The sequence below is a fragment of the Maribellus sediminis genome (genome assembly GCF_011799805.1).
Lineage (GTDB): Bacteria > Bacteroidota > Bacteroidia > Bacteroidales > Prolixibacteraceae > Draconibacterium > Draconibacterium sediminis_A.
This window is the reverse complement of the sequence record NZ_WXUB01000004.1, coordinates 132,814-154,248: the sequence shown is the minus strand read 5'-3', so window position 1 is coordinate 154,248 and position 21,435 is coordinate 132,814. Positions and strand designations below refer to the sequence as shown.

23 protein-coding genes are annotated in these 21,435 nt (G+C 42.4%); 20 read left to right on the top strand and 3 right to left on the bottom strand.

The genetic code is table 11. The features are described 5' to 3' along the window. The first annotated feature begins 127 nt into the window (after positions 1-127). The 20 genes from HFD85_RS15690 to HFD85_RS15595 all read left to right on the top strand — a co-directional run bounded on the left by HFD85_RS15690 (position 128) and on the right by HFD85_RS15595 (position 16,076). Entirely contained in the window at positions 128-1,315 is a 1,188-nt protein-coding gene (locus tag HFD85_RS15690) for a serine hydrolase domain-containing protein (RefSeq protein ID WP_167611940.1), read from the top strand. A gap of 79 nt (positions 1,316-1,394) precedes the next feature. Further along, positions 1,395-1,595, top strand: coding sequence for a hypothetical protein (locus tag HFD85_RS15685; protein ID WP_167611937.1), 201 nt, complete (start codon positions 1,395-1,397; stop codon positions 1,593-1,595). Further along, positions 1,592-2,575 (top strand): NAD(P)-dependent alcohol dehydrogenase, encoded by a 984-nt coding sequence (locus HFD85_RS15680; RefSeq protein WP_167611934.1) that lies wholly within the window; start codon positions 1,592-1,594, stop codon positions 2,573-2,575. Before HFD85_RS15685 ends, HFD85_RS15680 begins: the two co-directional genes overlap by 4 nt. 156 nt (positions 2,576-2,731) lie before the next feature. Then, positions 2,732-3,871 (top strand): helix-turn-helix domain-containing protein, encoded by a 1,140-nt coding sequence (locus tag HFD85_RS15675; RefSeq protein WP_167611931.1) that lies wholly within the window; start codon positions 2,732-2,734, stop codon positions 3,869-3,871. Between the two features lie 221 nt (positions 3,872-4,092). Continuing rightward, positions 4,093-4,800 carry an L-2-amino-thiazoline-4-carboxylic acid hydrolase gene (locus HFD85_RS15670; protein ID WP_167611928.1) on the top strand — a complete coding sequence of 236 codons (708 nt, stop codon included), beginning with the start codon at positions 4,093-4,095 and terminating at the stop codon, positions 4,798-4,800. 28 nt (positions 4,801-4,828) lie between these two features. After that, the gene (locus tag HFD85_RS15665; RefSeq protein WP_167611926.1) at positions 4,829-5,002 is read left to right on the top strand and encodes a hypothetical protein; all 174 of its coding nucleotides are present in this window, start codon (positions 4,829-4,831) and stop codon (positions 5,000-5,002) included. Between the two features lie 258 nt (positions 5,003-5,260). Beyond that, positions 5,261-5,860 carry a hypothetical protein gene (locus tag HFD85_RS15660; RefSeq protein WP_167611924.1) on the top strand — a complete coding sequence of 200 codons (600 nt, stop codon included), beginning with the start codon at positions 5,261-5,263 and terminating at the stop codon, positions 5,858-5,860. A 29-nt stretch (positions 5,861-5,889) separates the two neighbouring features. Then, a complete protein-coding gene (locus tag HFD85_RS15655; RefSeq protein ID WP_167611922.1) occupies positions 5,890-7,056 on the top strand; it encodes a serine hydrolase domain-containing protein in 1,167 nt (388 codons plus the stop codon). Positions 7,057-7,067: 11 nt separating this feature from the next. Beyond that, complete coding sequence (locus HFD85_RS15650) at positions 7,068-8,138, top strand: alpha/beta fold hydrolase (RefSeq protein WP_167611919.1); 1,071 nt, start codon at positions 7,068-7,070, stop codon at positions 8,136-8,138. Between the two features lie 11 nt (positions 8,139-8,149). After that, positions 8,150-8,824 carry a hypothetical protein gene (locus HFD85_RS15645; protein WP_167611916.1) on the top strand — a complete coding sequence of 225 codons (675 nt, stop codon included), beginning with the start codon at positions 8,150-8,152 and terminating at the stop codon, positions 8,822-8,824. Between the two features lie 21 nt (positions 8,825-8,845). After that, positions 8,846-9,451, top strand: coding sequence for a hypothetical protein (locus tag HFD85_RS15640; protein ID WP_167611913.1), 606 nt, complete (start codon positions 8,846-8,848; stop codon positions 9,449-9,451). Between the two features lie 62 nt (positions 9,452-9,513). Further along, positions 9,514-9,870, top strand: coding sequence for a heavy metal-binding domain-containing protein (locus tag HFD85_RS15635; protein WP_167611910.1), 357 nt, complete (start codon positions 9,514-9,516; stop codon positions 9,868-9,870). 8 nt (positions 9,871-9,878) lie between these two features. Further along, positions 9,879-10,247: a heavy metal-binding domain-containing protein gene (locus HFD85_RS15630; protein ID WP_167611907.1), complete on the top strand. Its 369-nt coding sequence runs from the start codon at positions 9,879-9,881 to the stop codon at positions 10,245-10,247. Next, entirely contained in the window at positions 10,244-10,822 is a 579-nt protein-coding gene (locus HFD85_RS15625; RefSeq protein WP_167611904.1) for a DUF4386 domain-containing protein, read from the top strand. The genes HFD85_RS15630 and HFD85_RS15625 overlap by 4 nt, the downstream gene beginning before the upstream one ends. After that, positions 10,819-11,826, top strand: a complete 1,008-nt coding sequence (locus HFD85_RS15620; RefSeq protein WP_167611902.1) for an amidohydrolase family protein — start codon at positions 10,819-10,821, stop codon at positions 11,824-11,826. The genes HFD85_RS15625 and HFD85_RS15620 overlap by 4 nt, the downstream gene beginning before the upstream one ends. Before the next feature lie 6 nt (positions 11,827-11,832). Beyond that, entirely contained in the window at positions 11,833-12,474 is a 642-nt protein-coding gene (locus tag HFD85_RS15615) for a class I SAM-dependent methyltransferase (RefSeq protein ID WP_167611899.1), read from the top strand. 115 nt (positions 12,475-12,589) lie between these two features. Then, positions 12,590-13,003: a hypothetical protein gene (locus HFD85_RS15610; RefSeq protein ID WP_167611896.1), complete on the top strand. Its 414-nt coding sequence runs from the start codon at positions 12,590-12,592 to the stop codon at positions 13,001-13,003. Between the two features lie 36 nt (positions 13,004-13,039). After that, positions 13,040-13,891, top strand: coding sequence for an alpha/beta fold hydrolase (locus HFD85_RS15605; RefSeq protein WP_167611893.1), 852 nt, complete (start codon positions 13,040-13,042; stop codon positions 13,889-13,891). Between the two features lie 84 nt (positions 13,892-13,975). After that, a complete protein-coding gene (locus HFD85_RS15600) occupies positions 13,976-14,488 on the top strand; it encodes a hypothetical protein (protein ID WP_167611890.1) in 513 nt (170 codons plus the stop codon). A gap of 100 nt (positions 14,489-14,588) precedes the next feature. Beyond that, positions 14,589-16,076, top strand: coding sequence for a DUF5060 domain-containing protein (locus tag HFD85_RS15595; RefSeq protein ID WP_167611887.1), 1,488 nt, complete (start codon positions 14,589-14,591; stop codon positions 16,074-16,076). Positions 16,077-16,103: 27 nt separating this feature from the next. Here the strand turns inward: HFD85_RS15595 and HFD85_RS15590 are convergent, their stop codons facing one another. The 3 genes from HFD85_RS15590 to HFD85_RS15580 all read right to left on the bottom strand — a co-directional run bounded on the left by HFD85_RS15590 (position 16,104) and on the right by HFD85_RS15580 (position 21,431). After that, the gene (locus HFD85_RS15590; protein ID WP_167611883.1) at positions 16,104-16,718 is read right to left on the bottom strand and encodes a class I SAM-dependent methyltransferase; all 615 of its coding nucleotides are present in this window, start codon (positions 16,716-16,718) and stop codon (positions 16,104-16,106) included. A gap of 147 nt (positions 16,719-16,865) precedes the next feature. Continuing rightward, positions 16,866-20,663, bottom strand: coding sequence for a beta-galactosidase, LacZ type (gene lacZ / locus HFD85_RS15585; RefSeq protein ID WP_167611880.1), 3,798 nt, complete (start codon positions 20,661-20,663; stop codon positions 16,866-16,868). 216 nt (positions 20,664-20,879) lie between these two features. Then, the gene (locus HFD85_RS15580; protein ID WP_167611877.1) at positions 20,880-21,431 is read right to left on the bottom strand and encodes a 2-oxoacid:acceptor oxidoreductase family protein; all 552 of its coding nucleotides are present in this window, start codon (positions 21,429-21,431) and stop codon (positions 20,880-20,882) included. Positions 21,432-21,435: the final 4 nt, after the last annotated feature.

The window sequence follows — 21,435 nt, the reverse complement described above, 5'->3', positions numbered from 1 at the left end:
GCTGATGCATCATAATTTATACCACCTCCCGAAACTTCATATGTTTTGAGGCATGAGTGATTAGTGCCGCGTCACAATTCGCGGGACCTTTACATTATCAAAATTCAACGACAAAAACTTACGCATCATGAAAAATTTAGGAATAACAATCGGAGTCGTTTTTATCCTGGTCTTTTTAATCTCGGAAACCGGATGTAACATCGCCGCCCGCGCGGAACGCTATTATAAAGTACCCGAACAGCTAAATGACGGTTTAAAAGTTGGCGATGCTGCCAAAGCCGGTTTAAATACCGAGCTGCTGGAAGATGCAACACAAGCCATTGAAAACGGTAAGTTCAAAGAAATTCATTCGATGTTGATTTATAAAGCCGGCCAACTGGTTTTTGAAGAGTATTTCGAAGGTCACCAATACCAGTGGGACGCACCGAAATATCATGGTGCACTGGTTCAGTGGTCGCCAACCAGGGCACATCCGGTTATGTCGTGTACCAAAAGTATTACATCGGCCTGTATCGGGATTGCCATCGACAAAGGTTTTATAAAAAGTGTTGATCAATCGATATTTGATTACCTGCCCGAACACCAGTACCTGAAAACCGACAACAAAAATTACATTTCCATTGAACACCTGCTGACCATGACTTCGGGACTGGCCTGGGACGAATGGAACGCGTCGCACGGAGGGCAATTAACAAACGACTATGACCACCTTTATGTGGTTGACGACCAAATTAAAGCGGTTCTTGAAAGGCCATTTTGGGCAGCACCCGGGGAATATTTCACCTACAACGGCGGCGGCATCGATATTTTGGGCGAGATCATGAAAAATGCCACAGGCATGGACATGGACGAATTTGCAGCGGAATATTTATTCAAACCGCTTGGAATCGATTCTGCTACCTGGTGGAGGTACCCCAACGGAAGACTTGAAACTGCCAGCTCGCTTAGCCTTACACCGCGCGACATGCTGAAATTTGGGGCGCTGTACCTCAACAACGGCAGGTGGAACGGGCAACAGATCATCCCGGAAGACTGGGTTGAAAAAAGCGCAACAGTTTACCGCAACAATTCCGGTATTCAGCTTCCGATAGAAGATTCGGGCGCGAACGGCTACGCTTACACCTGGTGGATCAGCGAACTCGATCATAACGGGCAGAAAATTAAGATGTACCGTGCCAACGGTTGGGGCGGCCAGGTAATTGCCGTCATTCCTGAGCTCGACATGGTAATGGTTTTTACCAGCGGAAACTGGGCAACAAAATCGAAACTGTTTAAACTGGTAAACAACTACATCCTGCCTGCAGTAAACAACTAACATACAAAAATAAGGACGCCCAAAGCCATGAAACAATCATCTTAACCATCACAATTAATTCAATAAAAATCAATAAATTATGAAAACAAGTAAGAAAACAAAAAAGAGAAACGAGAGTAAAAGTTCCTGGTTAATAGGTGGAACAACATTGATCGGTCTGAGTGTAGGATTTATACTATTGAAATATTCAGTTATGTATTTCCTGGCCTCGCTGCTGATCGGAATCGCCGTAGGCCTGGTGATTGCTCCGTTTGTACCTGAAAAAATTGCAAAAAGATGAAAGCAGTAGTTTGTGAAAAATACGGAACACCGGAAGTGCTTCATGTTGTTGAAGCGGACAAACCGGCACCAAAGGACAACGAAGTCCTGGTAAAAGTAATGGCAACAACAGCCAATGCCGCCGATGCCCGCATCAGGGGAGCCGTTTTTCCGTCCATATTCAATTTTCCGGTAAAACTGGCCATGGGTTTTAAAGGCCCGCGTAAAAAAGTGCTGGGGGTTGAACTGGCCGGTGTGATCGAAGCTGTAGGAAAAAATGTAAGGCATTACCATGTTGGCGACGAAGTTTTTGCGTCAAGTGGAGCCGCTTTTGGTGCCTATGCCGAATATTGTTGTCTGCCCGAAAATGCCGTGATGGCAACCAAACCTCAAAACATGAGTTTTGAAGAAGCTGCAGCTGTTCCGCACTGTGCGCTGGCAGCCTTGCATTACCTGAAAAAGGGGAATGTCGATACGGGGCAAAAGGTGATGATTTACGGAGCTTCAGGCGGAATCGGGACTTATGCCGTTCAGATTGCCAAAGCTTTTGGCGCCAAAGTAACCGGTGTTTGCAGCACGGCAAATGTTGAGCTGGTAAAAGCACTGGGCGCCGATGAAGTGATCGATTATTCCCGTGAAGCGCTTTCGAAAGAAAACACAACTTACGATGTAATTTTCGATACCATTGGCAAAGCGCCGATAACAGCGTGCGTAAACCTGCTTGAAGAAGGCGGTATGTACCTGTCGGCTGTGCACCTGGAACTTTCGCGCATTCTTGAGGGCATTAAACTTTCAGTAAAAAGCAGCAAAAAAGTGATAGGTGGTGTGGCTCCCTACACCAGCGAAAACCTCAACTTTCTGAAAAGCCTGATCGAGGAAGGTAAACTTAAAGCTGCCATCGATAAAACGTTCTCGCTGGAACAAATCAGGGAAGCTCATGCTTATGTTGACACCGGTCATAAAAAAGGGCATGTGGTGCTAAAAGTAAATCGCAACAATTGACGGAATTAAACAAAGGATTGAAGTTTATTTCTAAACAAATGTTTGAAATTATCTTTGGCTGTAAAATCCCGGGTTAACAATTAATTTGTTTTTATTGCGATTTTCGAATTCTAACAGTAAATTAGGCGATTACGTCGTGTAATCAAATCATTCCTAATGGATATTATTAGCGCTGTAGCTTCTGTTAATGCAATAATCATTGCACTGCTATTGATTAATAAAAAAGGTAAAAACGTAAGCAATAAAATACTAATTGCCTGGACCTTCAATTTTGCACTGCACTTTTCCATTCTTTTCCTGGCAAGCCGGGCAATACTTCTGCAACCGGTTAACTGGGGTTTTATTTTAGGAATTGTACTTGTTGCACATACACCCTTTCTTTTTCTGTATACAAAGTCGCTTACCCAAAGAAACTTTAAACCTGACTTCAAGAATTTATCTTATTTCGGATTTGTCCTGATATACATAGCTACTTTCATTCCAAATCTGATGCTCAGTCAGGAAGCACGAATGGAGCTGGTTTACAACAAGCAAAATATGGACTACCATACTTTTGTGCCGATGATTACTTTGCTGTTTTGCCAGGTTTATTTTCTTATTCGCACGATCATTTTACTGATAAATCATCAGCACCGGATTAAAAGCGAGTTTTCTTATGAGGAGTCCATAAATTTAGCCTGGATCAAACACATCGTTTATGGATTTGCTTTTATTATCGTTATCAGTTTCATTGCCTATGGACTTGTTTCGGCCCAAATTATTTCAATATACCAAATGGATTCATCCATCATCGTCGTTAATATGATTCTGTTTTTCTACATCGCCTATCGCGGCTACAACCAGCGAACGGTTTATTTAACTAAAGAAAAACCAGAATCGGGTCAAACAGAAATCCAGGCCGGTGAAAATATTGATGTCCCAAAAGAATCAGTTGCGGATGCTAATCTTTCAGAAAAAGATCCTAGAATGGAAGAACTTATTTCCTTAATGAAAAAGGAGAAGCTTTATCTTGACCCGGAACTTAATGTTGGTGATCTGGCAAATAAACTCGGGATACATTCCCATCAGCTTTCAAAAATGGTTAATTCACAGTTGAACAGGAACTTCTTTGAATTCATAAATGAATATCGTGTTGAAGAGTTTAAAAAGCTGGCCACTGATCCAAAAAACAAACACATTTCAATTTTGGGCCTTGCCATGGATGCCGGCTTTAATTCGAAAGCCACCTTTAACCGCATTTTTAAAAGCACTACCGGCCTCACTCCTTCCGATTTCAGAGCTGGTTTTAAATTCTGAAAACATCCCGTCTCATCCTCCAGGTATGGAAGTCTCAATACCAAAACAGTCAAAATAAGCCGTCTCATTTCACAATGAGAAAGGCCACATAACACACAGTATTTCTGGTAATTATACTTTCCTGAGACCTCTTTAGGTCTTACCATCGAATCCTGAAACGATTGACCTCTTTTCTCATCCTACTTTTGATCCATGAAAGTTTAAATCAAAAAATTATCATCATGAAAGTAGAAGAATTATCAATGTATGGGAAAGCATTAACAATGCCTAAAAAGGGGTTGAAGAAACAACAGAAAGTAGTTTTTAATTTCCTAAGAAAAGAGTTCGGTTTATTTGGCCTCTTCCTTATTATGATGGGGGTCAAAAAACACACAAAAAGAATTAAAAAAGAATATCCTGAAGCCATTCTCAGAGCAGAAAGTATTGGTAAGGATATGGACAAACAGCTTTGCATGTTGGGAGGACTGTTTTTCTCCATTGCCGATAAAAAAGGGAAAAAATATGCTAAGGAATTCATGACAAAAATGTTCATGAATGTTGCTTCTGTGTCGATGCCTGCTATTTATCAATTGGATGAGCTTATAAAATGTGAAGGCGATGTTTTTGACAATTTCAAAAAGTTCAATCGTGCCATGTTTACAGAGATCGACCGCATTGGAACCTGGAAGAACAGTGGCTTTTATGAAACGGAAGATCTGCTTGAGTTCAAAGTTACCTCGTGCATGAACATGGAACTGTTCGAAGCAATCGGGTGCCCCGAAATCGGCACACTGGGTTGCGATCACGATCTTGCCGGATTTCCCTTAATAGAAGATGTTGTTAACTGCGAATTCCGACGTCCTTGTACGCTTGCAAAAGGTGGCGATTGCTGTCATTTCTTCTTCCACCGAAAAGGAACAGCACCGAATACCGCTTACCTGAATAAATAAACGTAATCCAAGATCTAAACTAAAAATCATGAAAACTAAAAATGAAATAAGCAGCTTAAGGATTGTTGGAGGAATGACGGCAGTCGGCTTCCTTGTAGGACTTTTCTTCCTGCACATCTCCGTACAGATTCTTTTAGCTTCAGTAATCATTGGAATTGGTATCGGGCTGGTACTAAGCCCGGTTTTTCCTTCTAACAATTAAGGCAATGAAAACAAATCCGAATAAATATCACGATGAAAAAGAGTATAAAAATGCCATCGGAGTTTATCCTGTCCTCAGAGTTTACATCATAATTTATGCTCATGCATCATCCATGATATCAACATACGAAACTTTACATTCTTTTCGTCATGGTTGATTATACCTGCATCACGGTTTGCCTGACCTTTACCACATGAAAAATCAGAAACAAAAAAACAAGAAAACAAAAAGCATTATCAAAAATTAAAAATCAAATTCATGAAAACAATTAAACAATTTTTAAAAGTAGTTCTTGCGGCAATCGTTATAATTATTGTTGCCAAAACAAACGTGTATTCACAATGGAAACCGCAAAATTTAAATGTTGCATTCCTTTCTGAATCTGTCTCGGTTCCTTTTGGACAAATCGTCACGAATCCGGCACATCCGGGAGTAAGTGTTGGTACCGATTTAATGGTAAAAGACCAAACTTCGTGGTACAGATCATTCGGCCTTGAAGCCGGATATTATTATCATGAGCTTTACGAACATGCCATCATGCTCGATGGTGTTTACAAATTTGGCTACACCTTTAATTTCAAATTAAGGGCAAACCTTACGGGCGCACTGGGTTACAAACACTCCATTCTGTCGGGCGACACCTATGTATTAAAAAGTGGGGAGTACGTGGAAAAACAACATCCGGGAAAACCGCAGGTAAATACCAAACTAGGTTTTGGACTGGCCTATCCGGTAACTGACAGATTCAGTTTAACCGCTGACTATCAGGGCATGATCGCCATTCCTTATTCACCCGACCAGGGAATGCCTTTTGCTACGCACGCCTTGATCAAAATAGGTACCTCATTCAAATTTTAAACAATTAAAAACCAGAAAATAACAACAAAATGAAAACAAAAAGTATCATAACAATTATTGGATTATTCCTCACCGCAACATTTATTTCTTGCGAAAAAACAGAATTTGATCTACCCGTAGCGGATAGCTCCAGCTACGAAAATACTGATCATCCAAAAGCCGACAGCTACCAGCTGATTATTGACGATTTACTGGCAGCAGGTGTACCCGGAGCCAGCGTAACCGTTCGCTCTCCCGAAGGAATCTGGTGTAATGCCGGCGGCAAAGCCGATTTGAAAAATAATATTGATTTAAATGCAGGTCATTCACTTCGGGCAGGAAGCATGTCGAAAACATTTGCGGCAACTACCATCCTCATTTTACAGGATGAAGGCATCCTGTCAATCGATGACAAAATCAATAAATATATTCCTCATCGAATTACCGATAAGATTGAAAATGCAAATGACGTTACCATCCGACAGTTGCTAAATATGACTTCGGGAATCAGGGACTATTATGGCCTAAAATCGATGTTGGAAATTTTAAATTTATCAAGTGTAAAGAAATCTGCAGAAGAAAACCTTAAAGCTATTTACGATAAACCGGCAAATTTTAAACCTGGCGAAAAAAATCTGTATACAAATGCAAATTATCTTCTGGCAGCTCTTGTTATAAAATATGCTACGGGTAAAACTGCAAACGAAGTAGTTCAGGAAAAGCTTATTGATCGTTTCGGACTGTCTAACACTTACATTTCAACTGCGCAACCGGCGAATATGTCTCGTTCGTACATCGATATTTACGACGATGGTTATATGAAAGATGTAACGAAAATCGACAATAATGCTGTTGGTGGTGAAGATATGCTGGATGGGGGAATCATCAGTTCACCGTACGATTTATCGAAATTTCTCGAGTTGCTCATGCATGGTGAAATTCTCACAGAGAATTCCTTGAACCAAATGAAGGAATTTCGCGGATTAACAGAACTGGTAGAGGATATGGAATACATTAAAGGCTATGGTTTAGCCCTTATGAAATTGGAAACCGAACATGGAACTGCCATTGGCCATTACGGAAATGTGCATGGCTTTACCGGCTTAATGTTCTATTTCCCTGAAGCAGACATTACATTGTCCATCATAGTAAATGGTCACTCCTACAAAATGCAGGAGGTATTGGAAAGGGAAGGAATCTTTAATCATCTTTTTTAAGACCATAAGCCATGAAAACATTTAAACAGATTTTTACAGCCGTCCTATTAATTTTGACATCCATCGCCTTTTTCGGATGCGATGAAGAAGTCTACGACATGGACGAACCGGGCAACCTGGTTCCGGAAACTGTTGCCGAAGATCCTTTATTACCCAGGATTGAAATTAACGGCACCATATTTCATGCAGAAACTTTTGGCGATATAAATAATCCTGTCATCATCTTTTTGCACGGAGGTCCGGGAAGCGATTACAGAGCAATGATCAGTCAGATAGGAGTTGAAAATGCGTCCCGTTATCCGGATGAAAGAACCATCACCAACGGCGGATTAAGTCAGTTACAAGATGAATATTTCTGTGTTTTTTATGATCAGCGTGGAGCCGGACTTTCACCTCGCTATGATAAAGGCGAAGTTAACTTCGATCTTTATGTTGAAGATCTGGATGCCATAATTGACTATTACCTGAACAAAAAATCAAGGGAAACCGGAATTCAGGAAAATCAGGTCTACCTGTTTGCCTGGTCTTATGGCGGTACACTTGCTACAGGATATATAAACAAGCACCCCGAAAAAGTTAAGGATATTGCCATGTACGAACCGGGGCCATTGACCAAAGAAGCTTATGACTATTTCATAGAGCATACTACTTCTCCTCTTACCCAAATCGGGAAAGATTGGTTGGAACAATATCTACTGTCGCACGATCATTTAACGTCCGACGCCCATGCAAGGGCTGATTATCAAATGCTTTTGGGTGCATTCCGTTCAAATCCGCAATTTCACGAAAACATCAATTGTCCGTTGTGGCGCATGGGAACACTGGTAAGTAACGAAGACCTGGAAAAGCAGAACAGGGATAATACGTCCAATCTTTCAGCCTTTACGGGTAAAATGCTGTTCATCAGCGGCGAACTAACCCGTAAAGAATATCCCGGATACAAGGATATTCAGATGTCTTGTTTTCCGGAGAGCGAATTTATTGAAGTTGCCGGTGTTGGGCATACAGGGCCATGGGAGAAACCTGATGAAATTGCCACCGACATCAGAAACTTTTTTGAGCATCAAAGTTTAAACAATTAAAAATGACCGTGATGAAAAAAATGATAATACTAATGATAAGTCTGTTGATCATCGGAAGCATGCGGTTAACAGCGCAAAGCGTGATATTCAACGACAATACAATCCGGAACAGTATCTATATGAGAACAGGAATTGAACCGGCAAGTATGATAGCCTTTGGATACCAGAGAAATCTGAATCCTAAATTTATAAAACCAACTATTACAACCTTCGCAGAATGGAATTTTTCAGCGTTTAGGTTTAGCCCAAAAAATTCGGAAGTAAAGGTGGGAGGAGTTGCACCGCTCTTGCAAAAGAACAGTTTTAAAATTGTAAATAACCTGAATCTTTCCGCCGGGAGTGTTTCAACGACTCATTTCGAATCAAAAAAGTTTGCAGTTGCTGATGAGGTAGCCTTAGGATTCTACAAACCAAAGTGGTTTTTTGCATTGACCGCTGAATATGAAAAAATATACCTTAACCACATAGAGCACACTGATTTTTACAGAGAAAACTATTACGAAGATGCTGTTGACGGTTGGTATAAAGGTGCCGGCGGAATGTTTCAGTTTGGCCTGGAAACGGGTAGAACATTTTTCGAAAAATACGATGTACATGTTGAACTAAAAGTACCTTTTACAGAGCGTTTTAATAGTTACGGAGGTTCTCCTGCTCACTTAAACCTGGCAATAGGATACAGATTTTAATCACAGTAAAAAACCAAAATCATGAAACGAATCATCCTTACAACAGTATCGCTTATGCTCGCAGCATTAGCCACATTCGGGCAAACCAGCACTCAGATTGAGAAAGGTAACGATGCTCTGTTTAACCGTCATTCTGTTCAGGTGAATATCGCCGGACTGGCTTTTGAACGTTACGGCATTGCATATGAGTTGCGCTTGACTCCGCAACATGCCCTGTTTTTCCAGGGAGGAGGTTCATTCCCGCGTATTTCAGAGGAGGAAGAATATGGTTTTGGAATTCACTATAAATATTTTTTACCCGCCGTCAGCGACGCCCGGTTTCTGGGGCTGTTTAAATCAGCTTACCGGAATACTTATCTGGATTTCAATGTTCGGTATATGAACCTCGACGGAATTCATGAAGACGCCACGTTCCAATTCGATTCCTTTTTTATTGGCCCCGGCATCGGGCAAACCTATGTGTGGAATTCGGGCTTCACAATTAGTTACTGGCTCGGTTACGGCCCACCAATCGGAGCAAACTTCAAATGGAATGATGCTGTACCGACTGACGGAGATTCCTGGGCTAAAACATACAAGTACGCTTCGGGTTTGGATTTCGGCCTGTCAATCGGGTACTCGTTTTAAATTCTAGAAAACATCAGGAAACAGAAAGTCTTAAAACAATTAAAAGCCAAAAAAATAAAGTCATGAAAACAAAAATATTGTCATTAATGATCGTGGGTGTACTCAGCGCAAGCTGCTCTGTAAATCACCTGCGTAGTAGTGATACCCAATTGTACCACCCACCTGTAAGCTCTAAGAGAGTTGAGGTCTATTCAACCGACCAGGCTACAAGGCCATACACTGTAATTGGCGAAGTTGTCGCCAGCGTTGATGCCTGGGGAACCGGCAGATCTTCCGTAAAACATCTGAAGAAGGAAGCTGCAGAACTGGGTGCCGATGGTATCGTTAACCTTCGTTTGGAAATTGGTTCGGGCATACTGGCGAACGCGGTAACGGCTTCCGGAACAGCTGTGCGGTTTGAAGAAAAAGCTGTTAAATAGATATAGCCATGAAATTAAAAGTAATCACTACCGCAATAATCGCACTACTGCTAAGCAGTTGTTTTTATGCGTATTATCCGCAAACAGGAAGCGAAACCTACAGTTCTACTCAGGTTGAGGACATAGAAATTTATTCTGGCGTACCGGAGCAAGAATATGTTGTACTGGGATCTATTGCCGCCGATGCCATCGGTGATGCTGATGATGCTGTTAATCAGATGAAAAAGACGGCTGCCAAACTGGGAGCCGACGCTGTAATTAAGGTACAGTTCACCACCAAATCAACTTGCGGGGGAGAAGGCGTTTCGGGAGTTGCAGTTAAAATGAAACCAAATGCTGTAGCATTAGTACAGTACGATAGAATGAAAACCGAATGATTTCAACTAACAAAGCCACAAAAACCGCAGGTGCGCTATTTCTTACTGCAATGGTAAGCAGCCTCGTTGGTGGCGGATTAATAGAAACCGCCAAACAACAATCGATACTGCTTGCCGGGGCGATTCTGGAAGCGATCAATGCCGTTTCTGTTCTGGGAATCGGAATTTTACTTTTCCCGGTATTGAAAAAGGTATGGAAAAGTGCAGCTTTTGCTTATCTGGGATTCAGAAGCGTGGAAGCACTGGTTTGTTTGTCTGCCGCTATTCTTCCACAACTAGGACTAATCAATGCAGCGAACCTGCGCAGCTTTCACACCGGGACGCTGATACCACTGTTCTTTTGTGGTGGCGCGCTTATCTTTTATACTGTCCTGTTTAAATACCGTCTCCTCCCCCACTTTATCAGTATTTGGGGTTGGATCGGTGTCTTGCTGATAATTTATCTGAATGTATATCAGCCACAGGGAGAAGAAGCTATGCTGCTTGCATTACCCATTATTTTGAATGAAATATTCATGGGCATTTGGCTGATTATAAAAGGATTCAATCTCAAAATAAAAATTATAAAACCATGAAAACAACTAACAAAATAGATGTACACCATCACATTTTTCCAAAAGAGTATGTAAATGCTTTAAAAGACGTTGGTGTGAAAAACTCATTAGGAGTAGATTTTCCAAAATGGACGGTAGAAACCTCTTTCAAAAAAATGAAAGAAAACGGGATCAAAATTGCCATGTTATCCATTTCATCACCCGGAGTTTATTTTAAAGGGATTGATTTTCCGGATGGGTTTTCTGAAAAACTGGCCCGGATAACAAACGAAATCATTGCCGAGACTAAACATAAATACCCGGAAAGTTTTGGCGGCTTTGCGACTATTCCAATGTTAAACCAGGAAGCTGCCATTGAGGAACTAAATTATACGCTCGACACGCTGCATTTAAATGGAGTTTGTCTGTTGACCAACTATTCGGGGAAATATTTAGGAGATGAATCTTTTGAACCATTTTTTAAAGAATTAAACAAGAGAAACGCAGTAGTTTATATTCATCCAAACGATCCGGGAGAAGCATTTGACTTTAAACTGGGAATTCCCAATGCTTTGATTGAAGTAACTTTTGATACTACACGTGCAGTGGCAAACATGATGTATCGTGGTGTTTTGGACAGGTATCCGAACATCAAATACATTTTGTCGCATGGAGGAGGAACAATTCCATTTTTAGCCTGGCGTTTGGCTGGAATTCAATATGGTCAGAAAGGGAAAAAGCCGCCAATCATCCGGACGTTTTATGATTTCCTTGTTAATGGCGAACCAACCAAAGGATTAAACCATTTGAAAAAGATGTACTACGATACGGCAGTTGTTTCAGGTGACTATGCTGTTAAAACTCTCCAGGCTTTTGCTGGTCCCGATAACATCGTTTTTGGTAGTGACCTGTGTATTAACAAGCTGGCAGCAATAACCACGAAAAATCTTAAAAAGGACGGCGATTTCACCGAAGAAGAATACAACAAAATGTCATATCGCAATGGTTTGAACTTATTCCCGGAATTTGAGAAATTATATAATTAGTTGGCTATGAATGATCAAAGCAAAGAAACATACTGGAGTCAGTATGTTGACGAATTCGAACAGAAACAACAGCACGTTGTGGGAGATAATATTTTGTTTCTCATGAAGGATGAGTTATTAAAAGAACAAGATTTGGGCGAAGTGCTTGAATTGGGATGCGGAACCGGATTGTTCACGGAAGCCCTGCAAAAAGTCGCTGGAAAAGTGCTTGCAACTGATTTCTCGGAAGAAATGGTTACAGCTGCGCAAGAAAAAAGAGCGAATCTGAAACATGTGAAATTTGAAAAAGCCAACGCACTCAACCTTGAATACGGGGATGCTAGCTACGATACCGTTTTTATGGCCAACCTGATACACGTGATTGGTAATGCTGAAAAGCTGATACACGAAAGTAAACGGGTCCTGAAAAAAGAAGGTAGGTTGATCATCACATCATTTGCCATCACCGAAATGAATTTCTTTGCCCGAATGGCAATGGGAATTCGATATATCAAAACGTTTGGGAAACCTTCGGATGATGCCACCAGGGAAAAAACGACACGAAAAAGTGTTGAGAAACTGCTCATCAGTAACGAGTTTGAAATCACTAAAAGCGTGCTTCTGGGGAATAAGTCGAAAGCATTTTTTATTAGTTGCATCAAACGTTAACATCTACTAACTATTGATGTACTCCGGATTCAAAATCTCATTAGTCCAACCGGATCACTAATGAACTAACACATGAGTCTTAAATTCCAATTTCTAAAAACTTAACTTTTAAAATATGACAACAGATAGAACAATTAGATTATTAAAAATTGCATTCTGGATAGGTGCAGTAACCGATGCACTCGCAGCGATAATTATGATTTTTCCGGATTTACGAGTGCTCATTTTTGGTTCAGAAAATGAAGTAATAACACCCGATTACAGATATGCACTTGGAATGGGTGCATCATTAATGGTTGGTTGGACAGTGCTTTTAATATGGGGCAGTTTAAAACCGGTTGAACGCAGAGGACTTTTAGTATTAACTGTTTTCCCGGTAATCAGCGGAATTGTACTGGCCCAGATTTATGCGGTGTCCAGTGGTTATATTTCCCTGAAAAACATCCTTCCAGTTTGGATACATCTCACCCTGATTAGTTCCTTTTTTATGTTCTCCTATTTTAGTTCAAAAAGATGGAGTCAAACATAAGGTGAAAATACTCGTAAATTGAAGTCGCAACATAATATGAAGAAACATTTTGTATCTATTGACGAGAAGGTAAAACTCTGGATTGAAACACTTGGAGATAGCGGTAATGAAGCCTGCCTGTTGATTTCAGGCGCCGGTGCCAATTCATCGTTTTGGTCGGAAAGATTGTGCAGGCACTTGGCTGAAAAGGATTTTTTTGTGATCAAATACGATCATCGCGATTTTGGCTACTCCACAAAAATTGATTTTACACAGCATCCATACGATTTTATGCAACTGGTAAAGGATGCTGTCGCGATATTGGATACGCTGCAGGTTGAAAAAGCCCACATTGTTGGCCACTCAATGGGCGGTTTTATTGCTCAATTAATGGCCATTCATTTTCCTGATCGGGTAATTTCCATCATTTCAGCCTCAGCCTCTACAAACTCTCCCTTAGTGCCACCGCCACCTGATAAAACCTGGAAGATTTTCATGGAAAACAGTCCAGCAAATGATTTCGAAAACGACCTAAGCGGTTTTATGAGGATTTGGGAATACCTGAACGGAACCGCCCGGTTCGACCGGGAACTGGCTGTTGATTATACCCGGAATCTGTACGAAAGACAGGCAATCATTGGCGCTCTCGGCGAATCGCATGTTAAAGCACAGGCCAGTTTGAGCGACAGATCGGAGATATTGAAATCAGTAGATAAACCGGCTCTAATCATCCATGGTGAAGAGGATTACCTGGTTGATAAATACGGCGGCATTCAAACGGCAGAAAGCCTTCCTAAATCGAAACTGGTACTGATCCCGAAAATGGGACACATTCCATTTAACAGGGAAATTCTTGACCGTTTTGAAAGTGAAATCATTCAGTTTATCAGCCGGAATTGGATTCGCTAACAGCCTGATGAATGCCCCATAGCTTTTTTTGCAAGGGATTAAGTCGTAAATTGAATAGGAACTGTACCAGAAAATACGCGAGCTATGGATGATAAAAGCAGTTACGACAAAATCAGTTGGTGGATCAGAAATAACAAAGTCACAGCCTCATTAATTTTTATCGGAGCGGTTATTATCGCGCTGTCTACATTTACCGATGCAGCCCGAAACCTGCTTGATGTATTCCAGCAGGAGAAACGCCCTGAAATTAACGGCGTGTGGTCGGCAGAGCTGGAATACGACTGGCCCGGATCGAATTATACCGAGACCTTTGTGTTTGAAGGCGAAGGCGAAGAATTACATGGCACAGCAACATTTTTAAAACGCAAACACATCATCCAGGAAGGTACCTTAACGAACAACCGGCTGGAATTCATTACAAAAACAAAAGAGATTTCGAGTAGCTGGGATTCCGGTGAATCAAAAGAAGCAATCCATCATTATTCAGGTAAAATTACCGAAGACGGGATACAATTTATTATGCAAACCGAAGGCGGAGTCTCTCTTCATACTCCCATTGAGTTTACCGCTAAAAAAATTCCGGATCCGGTTGAATAGGAAGCCTGATTTCTAATCAGATAAATTAGTTGCCCTTTAAAAGATTGAATATCTTTAGTGGATGCAATTCTCTCGGTCATATTTCATTTTATTATTTTTTTTGGTTCTGAATTTCCATTGTGCTTCAGCTGATCGTGCCTTAAAAACCGGCCTGTGGCAGCGTTTCGAAATCAGTATCGAAAATTCTTCGTGGCAAGGAAATCCTTTTGACATTATCCTGGAAGCAACATTTGTCAGTCCTTCAGGCAGAAACCTGCACCACCTTGGTTTTTATGCCGGTGAGCATACCTGGAAAATCTATTTTATGCCCGACGAGAAAGGTAAGTGGACATATCATACACATTCGGATGACGAAGATCTGAACAACAAATCGGGCAAATTTACCTGCATTCGTTCGAACCTGGATGCTCCTTTGATCTGTGACGGAAAACAATGGAGACTAAAGAATGGAAAAGGTGATTTTCCGGTAGTTTGGAATCCGGCTTACCCCGATGGAACGCATTGGGGATATAGAGCGAACAGTGTTTCAGACCCGGATATTGAAGCGGCGCTTGATTTCGCCGAACAGGTTGTTGGCGCAAGATTGTTGGGTATCGGCGAGCTGCTAATAGCTCCATATGACTGGGCAAAAGACTGGCCTCAAAGTGCAGTACCCTATGTTAAAGGCAAAGAAGGAGATGAATTCTTTTTGCCTTTCTGGGATAATCTTAACGAAAGGATGGACGCCGCCCGCGGCCGAAATATGGGCGCTTATATCATGCTGTACAGCGATGATGCATTGACTCCTGATAATTTTGGAATAACTCCCCATTCTGAAAAAGAATTGCGTTTTCTCCGATATGTGATCGCGCGTTTGGCATGTTATCCGCATATTTTATGGGACACCGGAATTGATATTGGCGAGTACCGGAATAACGATTGGATAAACTGGTTTGCTGAATGGTTTACCAAGCACGACGCCTGGAAGCATCCGGTAAGCAGCAGATCAGGTGGCGGCAGTGGCGGCATAATGCCCGAAAAAGGTAGCTACTACAGCCTCGGCGGTGCATCTCTTCCCAGTCGTGCCGAGTTGCTAAACTATTTGTCAGAAACTAAGGAGCCCATTGCACAAACCGATCACTGGCGGCCTTTTATCAGCCGGGGAAACTGGAACCTCAAAAAGCTCAGGATTGCCACCTGGCGATGCGGCCTAACAGGAGCTCAGGCATTATTCCCCGATTTTAACCAGGGAAATATTCAGTTTGATCAGCTTGAACAGGGCGCCCGGGAAATCGGAATTGCAACAAATTTCTTTAAAAATGAACTTCGATCAGACTTGTTGGAGCTGGCCCCGCACGATGAACTGCTGATATCAGACAGGGAGGTCATCCTTTCTGGCCGTCCGGGCAAAGAATATGTTGTTTACGATGAAGAAGGTGTTGGCTTTGGCATTGACTTTTCCAGCACTAAACAGACGTTCAGGAGTGAATGGTACAATCCGCGCAGTGGTGAAAAAATACCCAATGGAAAAATTACCGGCGGTAAAATTCAATCATTTACAGCGCCGACTGAAGGATCCGATTGGATTTTGCATGTTTACCTTCAATAAGCCGCTTAGCTTCTAATTTAGCCGGCCTTAGACTATCCGTTTAAAGCTGCAAAATAAAAAGTTTTGTACCGAACCGCTTGGTGTGATGTGATCCCGGGTAAAACATTCCAGCTTTTCGAATCGGGCCTTAAAAACCTCAGTAAGTTCTGTTTCGCCGTACTGCTTAACCTGTAAACCGCTGCATGCTTCAGGTCCGTTATTCGAGAAAGTACCGATTATCAAATAGTTCGATGCGCAAGCATTTACAAGCTCTACATATTTTGCGATGTCGTTTTCATCGGTAAGAAAATGAAAGAGCGCTCTGTCGTGCCAGACTTCGTAAGTGGTTTTCGGAATAAATTCCCGGATATCAGATTCAATCCAGGTAACCAGAGCAGCACGTTCTCCCAGTCGCTTTTTTGCTTTTTCCAGTGCCGTCCCTGAAATATCGAGCACATGCACATTCTCAAAACCGGCATCCAGCAAATGATCCACAAGTTTGCTGTCGCCTCCGCCAACATCGATAATATTCGATGATTTATCCAGTTCAAAAGCCTGAATAAAGTCGAGTGAAGTTTGAGGAGTTTCCTGGGTCCAGCTTACCTGGTGTGGTTCTTTGCTGAAATAGACATGCTCCCAGTGTTGTTTAAAATTTACTGCCATACTATTTGTTTCGAATTTGAATTCCCGGAATAGGCCGGAGGCGCATATAGAATGATTTCTTACCACCAGCAAAAAGCCGTAAAAAAAGTACATCAGCCTGCAAGTTTTAAAGCTTTGCAGACAGATGTACTTTCCGGCGATTACTTTCTAATGAAGAATAACGCCTACTTCAGCCGCCGAGCTGTAAAAGCTGTTGCCTACTTCGCGTAAAGCAGTAATTCTGAAATAGCGTGCTTTCTCCGGTTGGTCGAACATTTTTTCCTGACGACGCCTGCTGTTCCAAAAATGGCCTTTATCTACAACTGTTTTCCAGTTTCTACCATCGAGGCTCACCTCCAGGTTGTATTCGGCAATACGTCCGTTGCTTTGCTCCTGACGCGGCAAATATTCGAATCCGATAATGTTGAGTGCTTCCCCCATATCCACCTGGATAAAGTGAGGATGACCCAACTTTTCGTCACGCCAGTCGGAATGCCAGAAAGTTTCAGGATTGTTATCAATGGCCGCCTCCGGGCCTTCTCCGGGATAACTACAATCAGCAGTGGCTTTCCACTTCGATTTATTGATGGCAAAAATCTGCGAAACGCGGTTACTTCGCATCTTCCCTTGCACTTCGGCATAGGTTTCAATTTTTCCTCCTTTTGCCAGATCGATCGGCTTTTTGTAACGCTCCGTTTTTCCGTCGTTTATCGAATAATAAACCGTCGCGCCTTTTTCGGAGTTCAAGCTTACAAATCCGTCTTCATCGCGCACGATTTCGGGTGCCAGCGCCAGCGACAATTCTTTGGCAATGTATTTTTCTGCAGCGTAGTCGAATATTTCCTTTTGCTGAAACTGAACCGGTTTGTAAGTAACGCTAAAACGATAGATGCCACTGCCGGCAACATATTGCGGAAGAACTCCGGGGCCACAGGTTGCCGTTCCCAGTCCACCAACCACATCGTCGTAATTCACCGTAACGAAATCAGCTTCATCAAGCTCGTTCATGTGGCGGGCGCGGGTAATGTCTTTGTCGTCGTAGGGATAAGCGCTGAAATTCATCGGATTCGATCCGTTCATCATTAATCCGATTCCTTCCATGTTGGTAACTGCAGCCCAACGCACATCGGTTTGATTGCAGTTATCCTGCGGTACCACCATGTTGTGGTCGTATAATTCTTCTGCAGTAGAGCTATAGAAATCGAATTTACCACCGCTTTTTCGGTCGGGATAGGTTGAAACGCCACCCAAACCATACCAGTTCAGTTGATCGAACGAGCGCGACATTTTCATTTGCAAACCAACTTTGGCAACTGCCGACACTCTGTCGGGCAGATTCACCTCGGTGGAAACAGTGAATGTTCCATCGCCAAAAACCTGGTATTGAATAACCGCATCAAATTCCAACATGGTACTTTTCAGTGTAAGCGGAATAATCACCAGGTAAGTTCCGTCTTCCGATTTTTTTACGTTAGCTGCTCCGGCAATCTGTTCCAGGTTATCAAGCCCTGCTGAAGACCAGGCGCGCATTCCGTTTCGGTCGCGAACATCGTTTTCTGTTGGCGGACGGAAGAAGTTGAGTTTTGGCCCTTGTTTCATTAACTCTTTTCCATTAAGCAGATAAGATGAAATGATACCGGTTTTAGAATCGATGGTGAGGCTAAAGTTTTTGCCTTTGATGATATTGGCATTCCCGTTTTGCGCCACTGAAAGATCACCTGCATTTTCGACAATTGTATAATCCTGCGATTGCAGAGGCAATTCAAACTCTTCCCAGGCCTGCTCGTGTCCTTTCATCACTAAACCGTTTCGCTTTTTGTTGATCATCGAAAACTTCAGCACATATGTTTGTCCGGCTTTGGGCTGATCCAAATCAGGGAACTCAATAGAAAAAGCTTTAGTAGTCTGCGGTGCAACATCCGGGGCAGGCATCATTCCGTGTGCAACAATTCCTTCAGCATTCTTGATGGTCCACATAAATGCGAACTCATTCAGGTTCGTAAAGAAGAATTTATTCTGAATAGTAAATTTACCGGCACTCAGATCTGCTGCTTTTATCGAAATATTCTGATAGACTTTTTTTGCTTCATACAATTGAGGATTTGGAATCCGGTCGGGATTCACCAAACCGTTGATGCAAAAGCTGTTGTCGCTTGGCATATCTGTTCCGTAATCGCCTCCGTAGGTAAAATACATTCTGCCATTTTCATCCACTTCGCGTAATCCCTGGTCAACCCAGTCCCAGATACAGCCACCCTGAAGAGCAGGATAAGCTTCAATAACATCCCAGTAATCCTGCAAACTTCCGCAGCTGTTTCCCATGGCATGTGAGTATTCGCAAAGAATCAACGGACGATCCGGATTCCCTTGTGCGTAATTGGCAATACCATCGATTCCCATATACATCGGGCAGAAAATATCGGTGTGTGCTTCCAAACCGGCACGTTCATACTGTACCGGCCGGCTTTGATCGCGCTCCTTAATCCAGGCTGCATCATTCACGAAATTAATGCCGTCGCCGGCTTCATTCCCAAGCGACCACACAACGATACATGCGTGGTTTTTATCACGTTCTACCATTCGCTGAGTGCGGTCGAGGTGCATTGGTCCCCACTCGGGTTGTTTAGCCAGACTTTCTTCGCCATAACCCATTCCGTGCGATTCGATATTGGCCTCATCAATGATGTACAGGCCATAAAGATCACACAAAGCATAAAACTCCGGATCATCGGGATAGTGGCAGGTGCGCACCGTATTTATATTGAATTCCTTCATCACCTGAATATCTTTCAGCATCAGTTCGCGGCTGATCACGTGCCCAAGATCAGCATCGTGTTCATGACGGTTTACACCTTTCATGTAAATGGGCTGACCGTTTACCAGCAGCTGTCCGTTTTTAATTTCAGAGGTGCGGAAGCCAATATTTTGAGACAAGGCCTGAAGAACATTTCCGGCATTGTCTTTCAGCACTATCATCAGCTTATACAGGTTTGGCTGCTCGGCCGACCATTTCAAAGGATTTTCAACGGTTGTTTCGAATTGAAAATGTGTTGCTTCGGCTCCAACTTTCTGCGATGCCGACAAATCAATCAGCTTTTCATCGCCATTCATTGTAGTTACCAACGCTTCAACAGTATAGTTTTCACCGTTTTGATCGCCCTGATTTTGTACCTCCACATCCAGCGAAAAAGTTCCGTTGGTGTAGGCTGCATCCAATCCGGCAAGTACAAAATAGTCGCGGATATTTACTTTTGGTGTTGCCAATAAATAAACATCGCGCTCAATACCACTTATACGCCAGAAATCCTGGCATTCGAGGTACGATCCGGTACTCCAGCGGTAAACTTCGAGCGCCAGTGTATTTTCACCTGATCTGACGTATTTTGTAAGATCAAATTCTGCGGGCGTTTTTGAACCTTCGCTGTAACCCACTTTCTGTCCGTTCACCCAAATATAAAAGGCTGATTTTACGGCTCCGAAATGAATTTTAATCTGTCTTCCATCCCAGTTTTCAGGAATGGTAAAATCGCGGCGATAACTTCCTACCGGATTGTATTCATGTGGAATAGTTGGCGGATTCGGGCGTTCTTTTTTGATCTCCCAGAACGGATAACGGGTGTTTACATAAATGGCTGTATCAAAACCTTCACGTTCCCAGTTGGCCGGAACGGGAATATCAGCCCACTCACTCACGTCGAAATCTTCACGGTAAAAATCGAGCGGCCTGCTTTCGGGATTAACGGCAATATTAAATTTCCAAATCCCATTGAGTGAACTGTAAAATTCTGATTCGCTTGGATTGTTGTCAAGCGCTTTTGACTCGGTTTCGAATGGAATAAAATGGGCATGAGGAGCAAGTCTGTTGATGTTAAAAACAGCAGGATTCTCCCAATCATTTAATTCCTGCGCAAAAAGAATAGAACTGCTAAATAATGCCAGCAGAATGAGGCAAGTAATTTTAGACATAATACCAGGTTTATTTGATTTATTTACGGCGCTAAAAATAATACAAATTACCGAGTAGCATAAAAAAAATATGTCGACCTACCTTATTCTTTCATTGAATTTGCTGCGGTCATCCTTCCGGAAAAAGGGAGTAATAAAAAGCCCCTTCTTCAAACTGAATAAGAGGCTTGTATTTCTTTTGCTGCCAACTGTATTCCAGTTGGGCAATAAACCGGTTTATACTAACTGCACATCTTTCACAATCTCCTGCCCTTTCTGAATGGCTTCGAGATTAAGCGGAATGAGTTTATGATAACGTTCGGGCAGCGATTTCTCCAGGCCTTTTTCCACGTTATCAAGCGAAAGAATCGGGCGCACTTTCAGGTAGCTGCCAAAAACGATCATGTTGAACACTTTTGGATTCCCCATTTCAACCGCCGTTTTGGTAGCCTCAACTTTATAAATGTTGATATCGGTACGAGTTGGCGGATTGATCACACCATTCGGATCGTATAGCAAAGTACCACCGGGTTTCACGGCTTTCTCAAACTTATCCATACTTTGCTGATTCAGAATGATAGCAGTATCAAATTCCTGCAAAATAGGTGAACTGATGCGTGTATCGCTGACGATCACAGTAACATTGGCAGTACCACCGCGCATTTCGGGGCCATACGACGGAAACCAGGTTACTTCCTTATCTTCCATAATGCCTGAATACGCCAGGATCTTTCCCATCGAAAGCACTCCCTGTCCGCCAAAACCGGCTATAATCATTTCTTCTGTCATAGTT

What these genes read in the sequence shown, in the direction of transcription:
- HFD85_RS15650 (WP_167611919.1), top strand. Translation starts at nt 7,068, where the DNA reads ATGAAAACATTTAAACAGATTTTTACAGCCGTCCTATTAATTTTGACA.
- HFD85_RS15670 (WP_167611928.1), top strand. Translation starts at nt 4,093, where the DNA reads ATGAAAGTAGAAGAATTATCAATGTATGGGAAAGCATTAACAATGCCT.
- HFD85_RS15690 (WP_167611940.1), top strand. Translation starts at nt 128, where the DNA reads ATGAAAAATTTAGGAATAACAATCGGAGTCGTTTTTATCCTGGTCTTT.
- HFD85_RS15625 (WP_167611904.1), top strand. Translation starts at nt 10,244, where the DNA reads ATGATTTCAACTAACAAAGCCACAAAAACCGCAGGTGCGCTATTTCTT.
- HFD85_RS15580 (WP_167611877.1), bottom strand. Translation starts at nt 21,431, where the DNA reads ATGACAGAAGAAATGATTATAGCCGGTTTTGGCGGACAGGGAGTGCTT.
- HFD85_RS15655 (WP_167611922.1), top strand. Translation starts at nt 5,890, where the DNA reads ATGAAAACAAAAAGTATCATAACAATTATTGGATTATTCCTCACCGCA.
- HFD85_RS15605 (WP_167611893.1), top strand. Translation starts at nt 13,040, where the DNA reads ATGAAGAAACATTTTGTATCTATTGACGAGAAGGTAAAACTCTGGATT.
- HFD85_RS15645 (WP_167611916.1), top strand. Translation starts at nt 8,150, where the DNA reads ATGAAAAAAATGATAATACTAATGATAAGTCTGTTGATCATCGGAAGC.
- HFD85_RS15620 (WP_167611902.1), top strand. Translation starts at nt 10,819, where the DNA reads ATGAAAACAACTAACAAAATAGATGTACACCATCACATTTTTCCAAAA.
- HFD85_RS15590 (WP_167611883.1), bottom strand. Translation starts at nt 16,718, where the DNA reads ATGGCAGTAAATTTTAAACAACACTGGGAGCATGTCTATTTCAGCAAA.
- HFD85_RS15665 (WP_167611926.1), top strand. Translation starts at nt 4,829, where the DNA reads ATGAAAACTAAAAATGAAATAAGCAGCTTAAGGATTGTTGGAGGAATG.
- HFD85_RS15640 (WP_167611913.1), top strand. Translation starts at nt 8,846, where the DNA reads ATGAAACGAATCATCCTTACAACAGTATCGCTTATGCTCGCAGCATTA.
- HFD85_RS15680 (WP_167611934.1), top strand. Translation starts at nt 1,592, where the DNA reads ATGAAAGCAGTAGTTTGTGAAAAATACGGAACACCGGAAGTGCTTCAT.
- HFD85_RS15630 (WP_167611907.1), top strand. Translation starts at nt 9,879, where the DNA reads ATGAAATTAAAAGTAATCACTACCGCAATAATCGCACTACTGCTAAGC.
- HFD85_RS15675 (WP_167611931.1), top strand. Translation starts at nt 2,732, where the DNA reads ATGGATATTATTAGCGCTGTAGCTTCTGTTAATGCAATAATCATTGCA.
- HFD85_RS15600 (WP_167611890.1), top strand. Translation starts at nt 13,976, where the DNA reads ATGGATGATAAAAGCAGTTACGACAAAATCAGTTGGTGGATCAGAAAT.
- HFD85_RS15660 (WP_167611924.1), top strand. Translation starts at nt 5,261, where the DNA reads ATGAAAACAATTAAACAATTTTTAAAAGTAGTTCTTGCGGCAATCGTT.
- HFD85_RS15685 (WP_167611937.1), top strand. Translation starts at nt 1,395, where the DNA reads ATGAAAACAAGTAAGAAAACAAAAAAGAGAAACGAGAGTAAAAGTTCC.
- HFD85_RS15635 (WP_167611910.1), top strand. Translation starts at nt 9,514, where the DNA reads ATGAAAACAAAAATATTGTCATTAATGATCGTGGGTGTACTCAGCGCA.
- HFD85_RS15615 (WP_167611899.1), top strand. Translation starts at nt 11,833, where the DNA reads ATGAATGATCAAAGCAAAGAAACATACTGGAGTCAGTATGTTGACGAA.
- lacZ (WP_167611880.1), bottom strand. Translation starts at nt 20,663, where the DNA reads ATGTCTAAAATTACTTGCCTCATTCTGCTGGCATTATTTAGCAGTTCT.
- HFD85_RS15610 (WP_167611896.1), top strand. Translation starts at nt 12,590, where the DNA reads ATGACAACAGATAGAACAATTAGATTATTAAAAATTGCATTCTGGATA.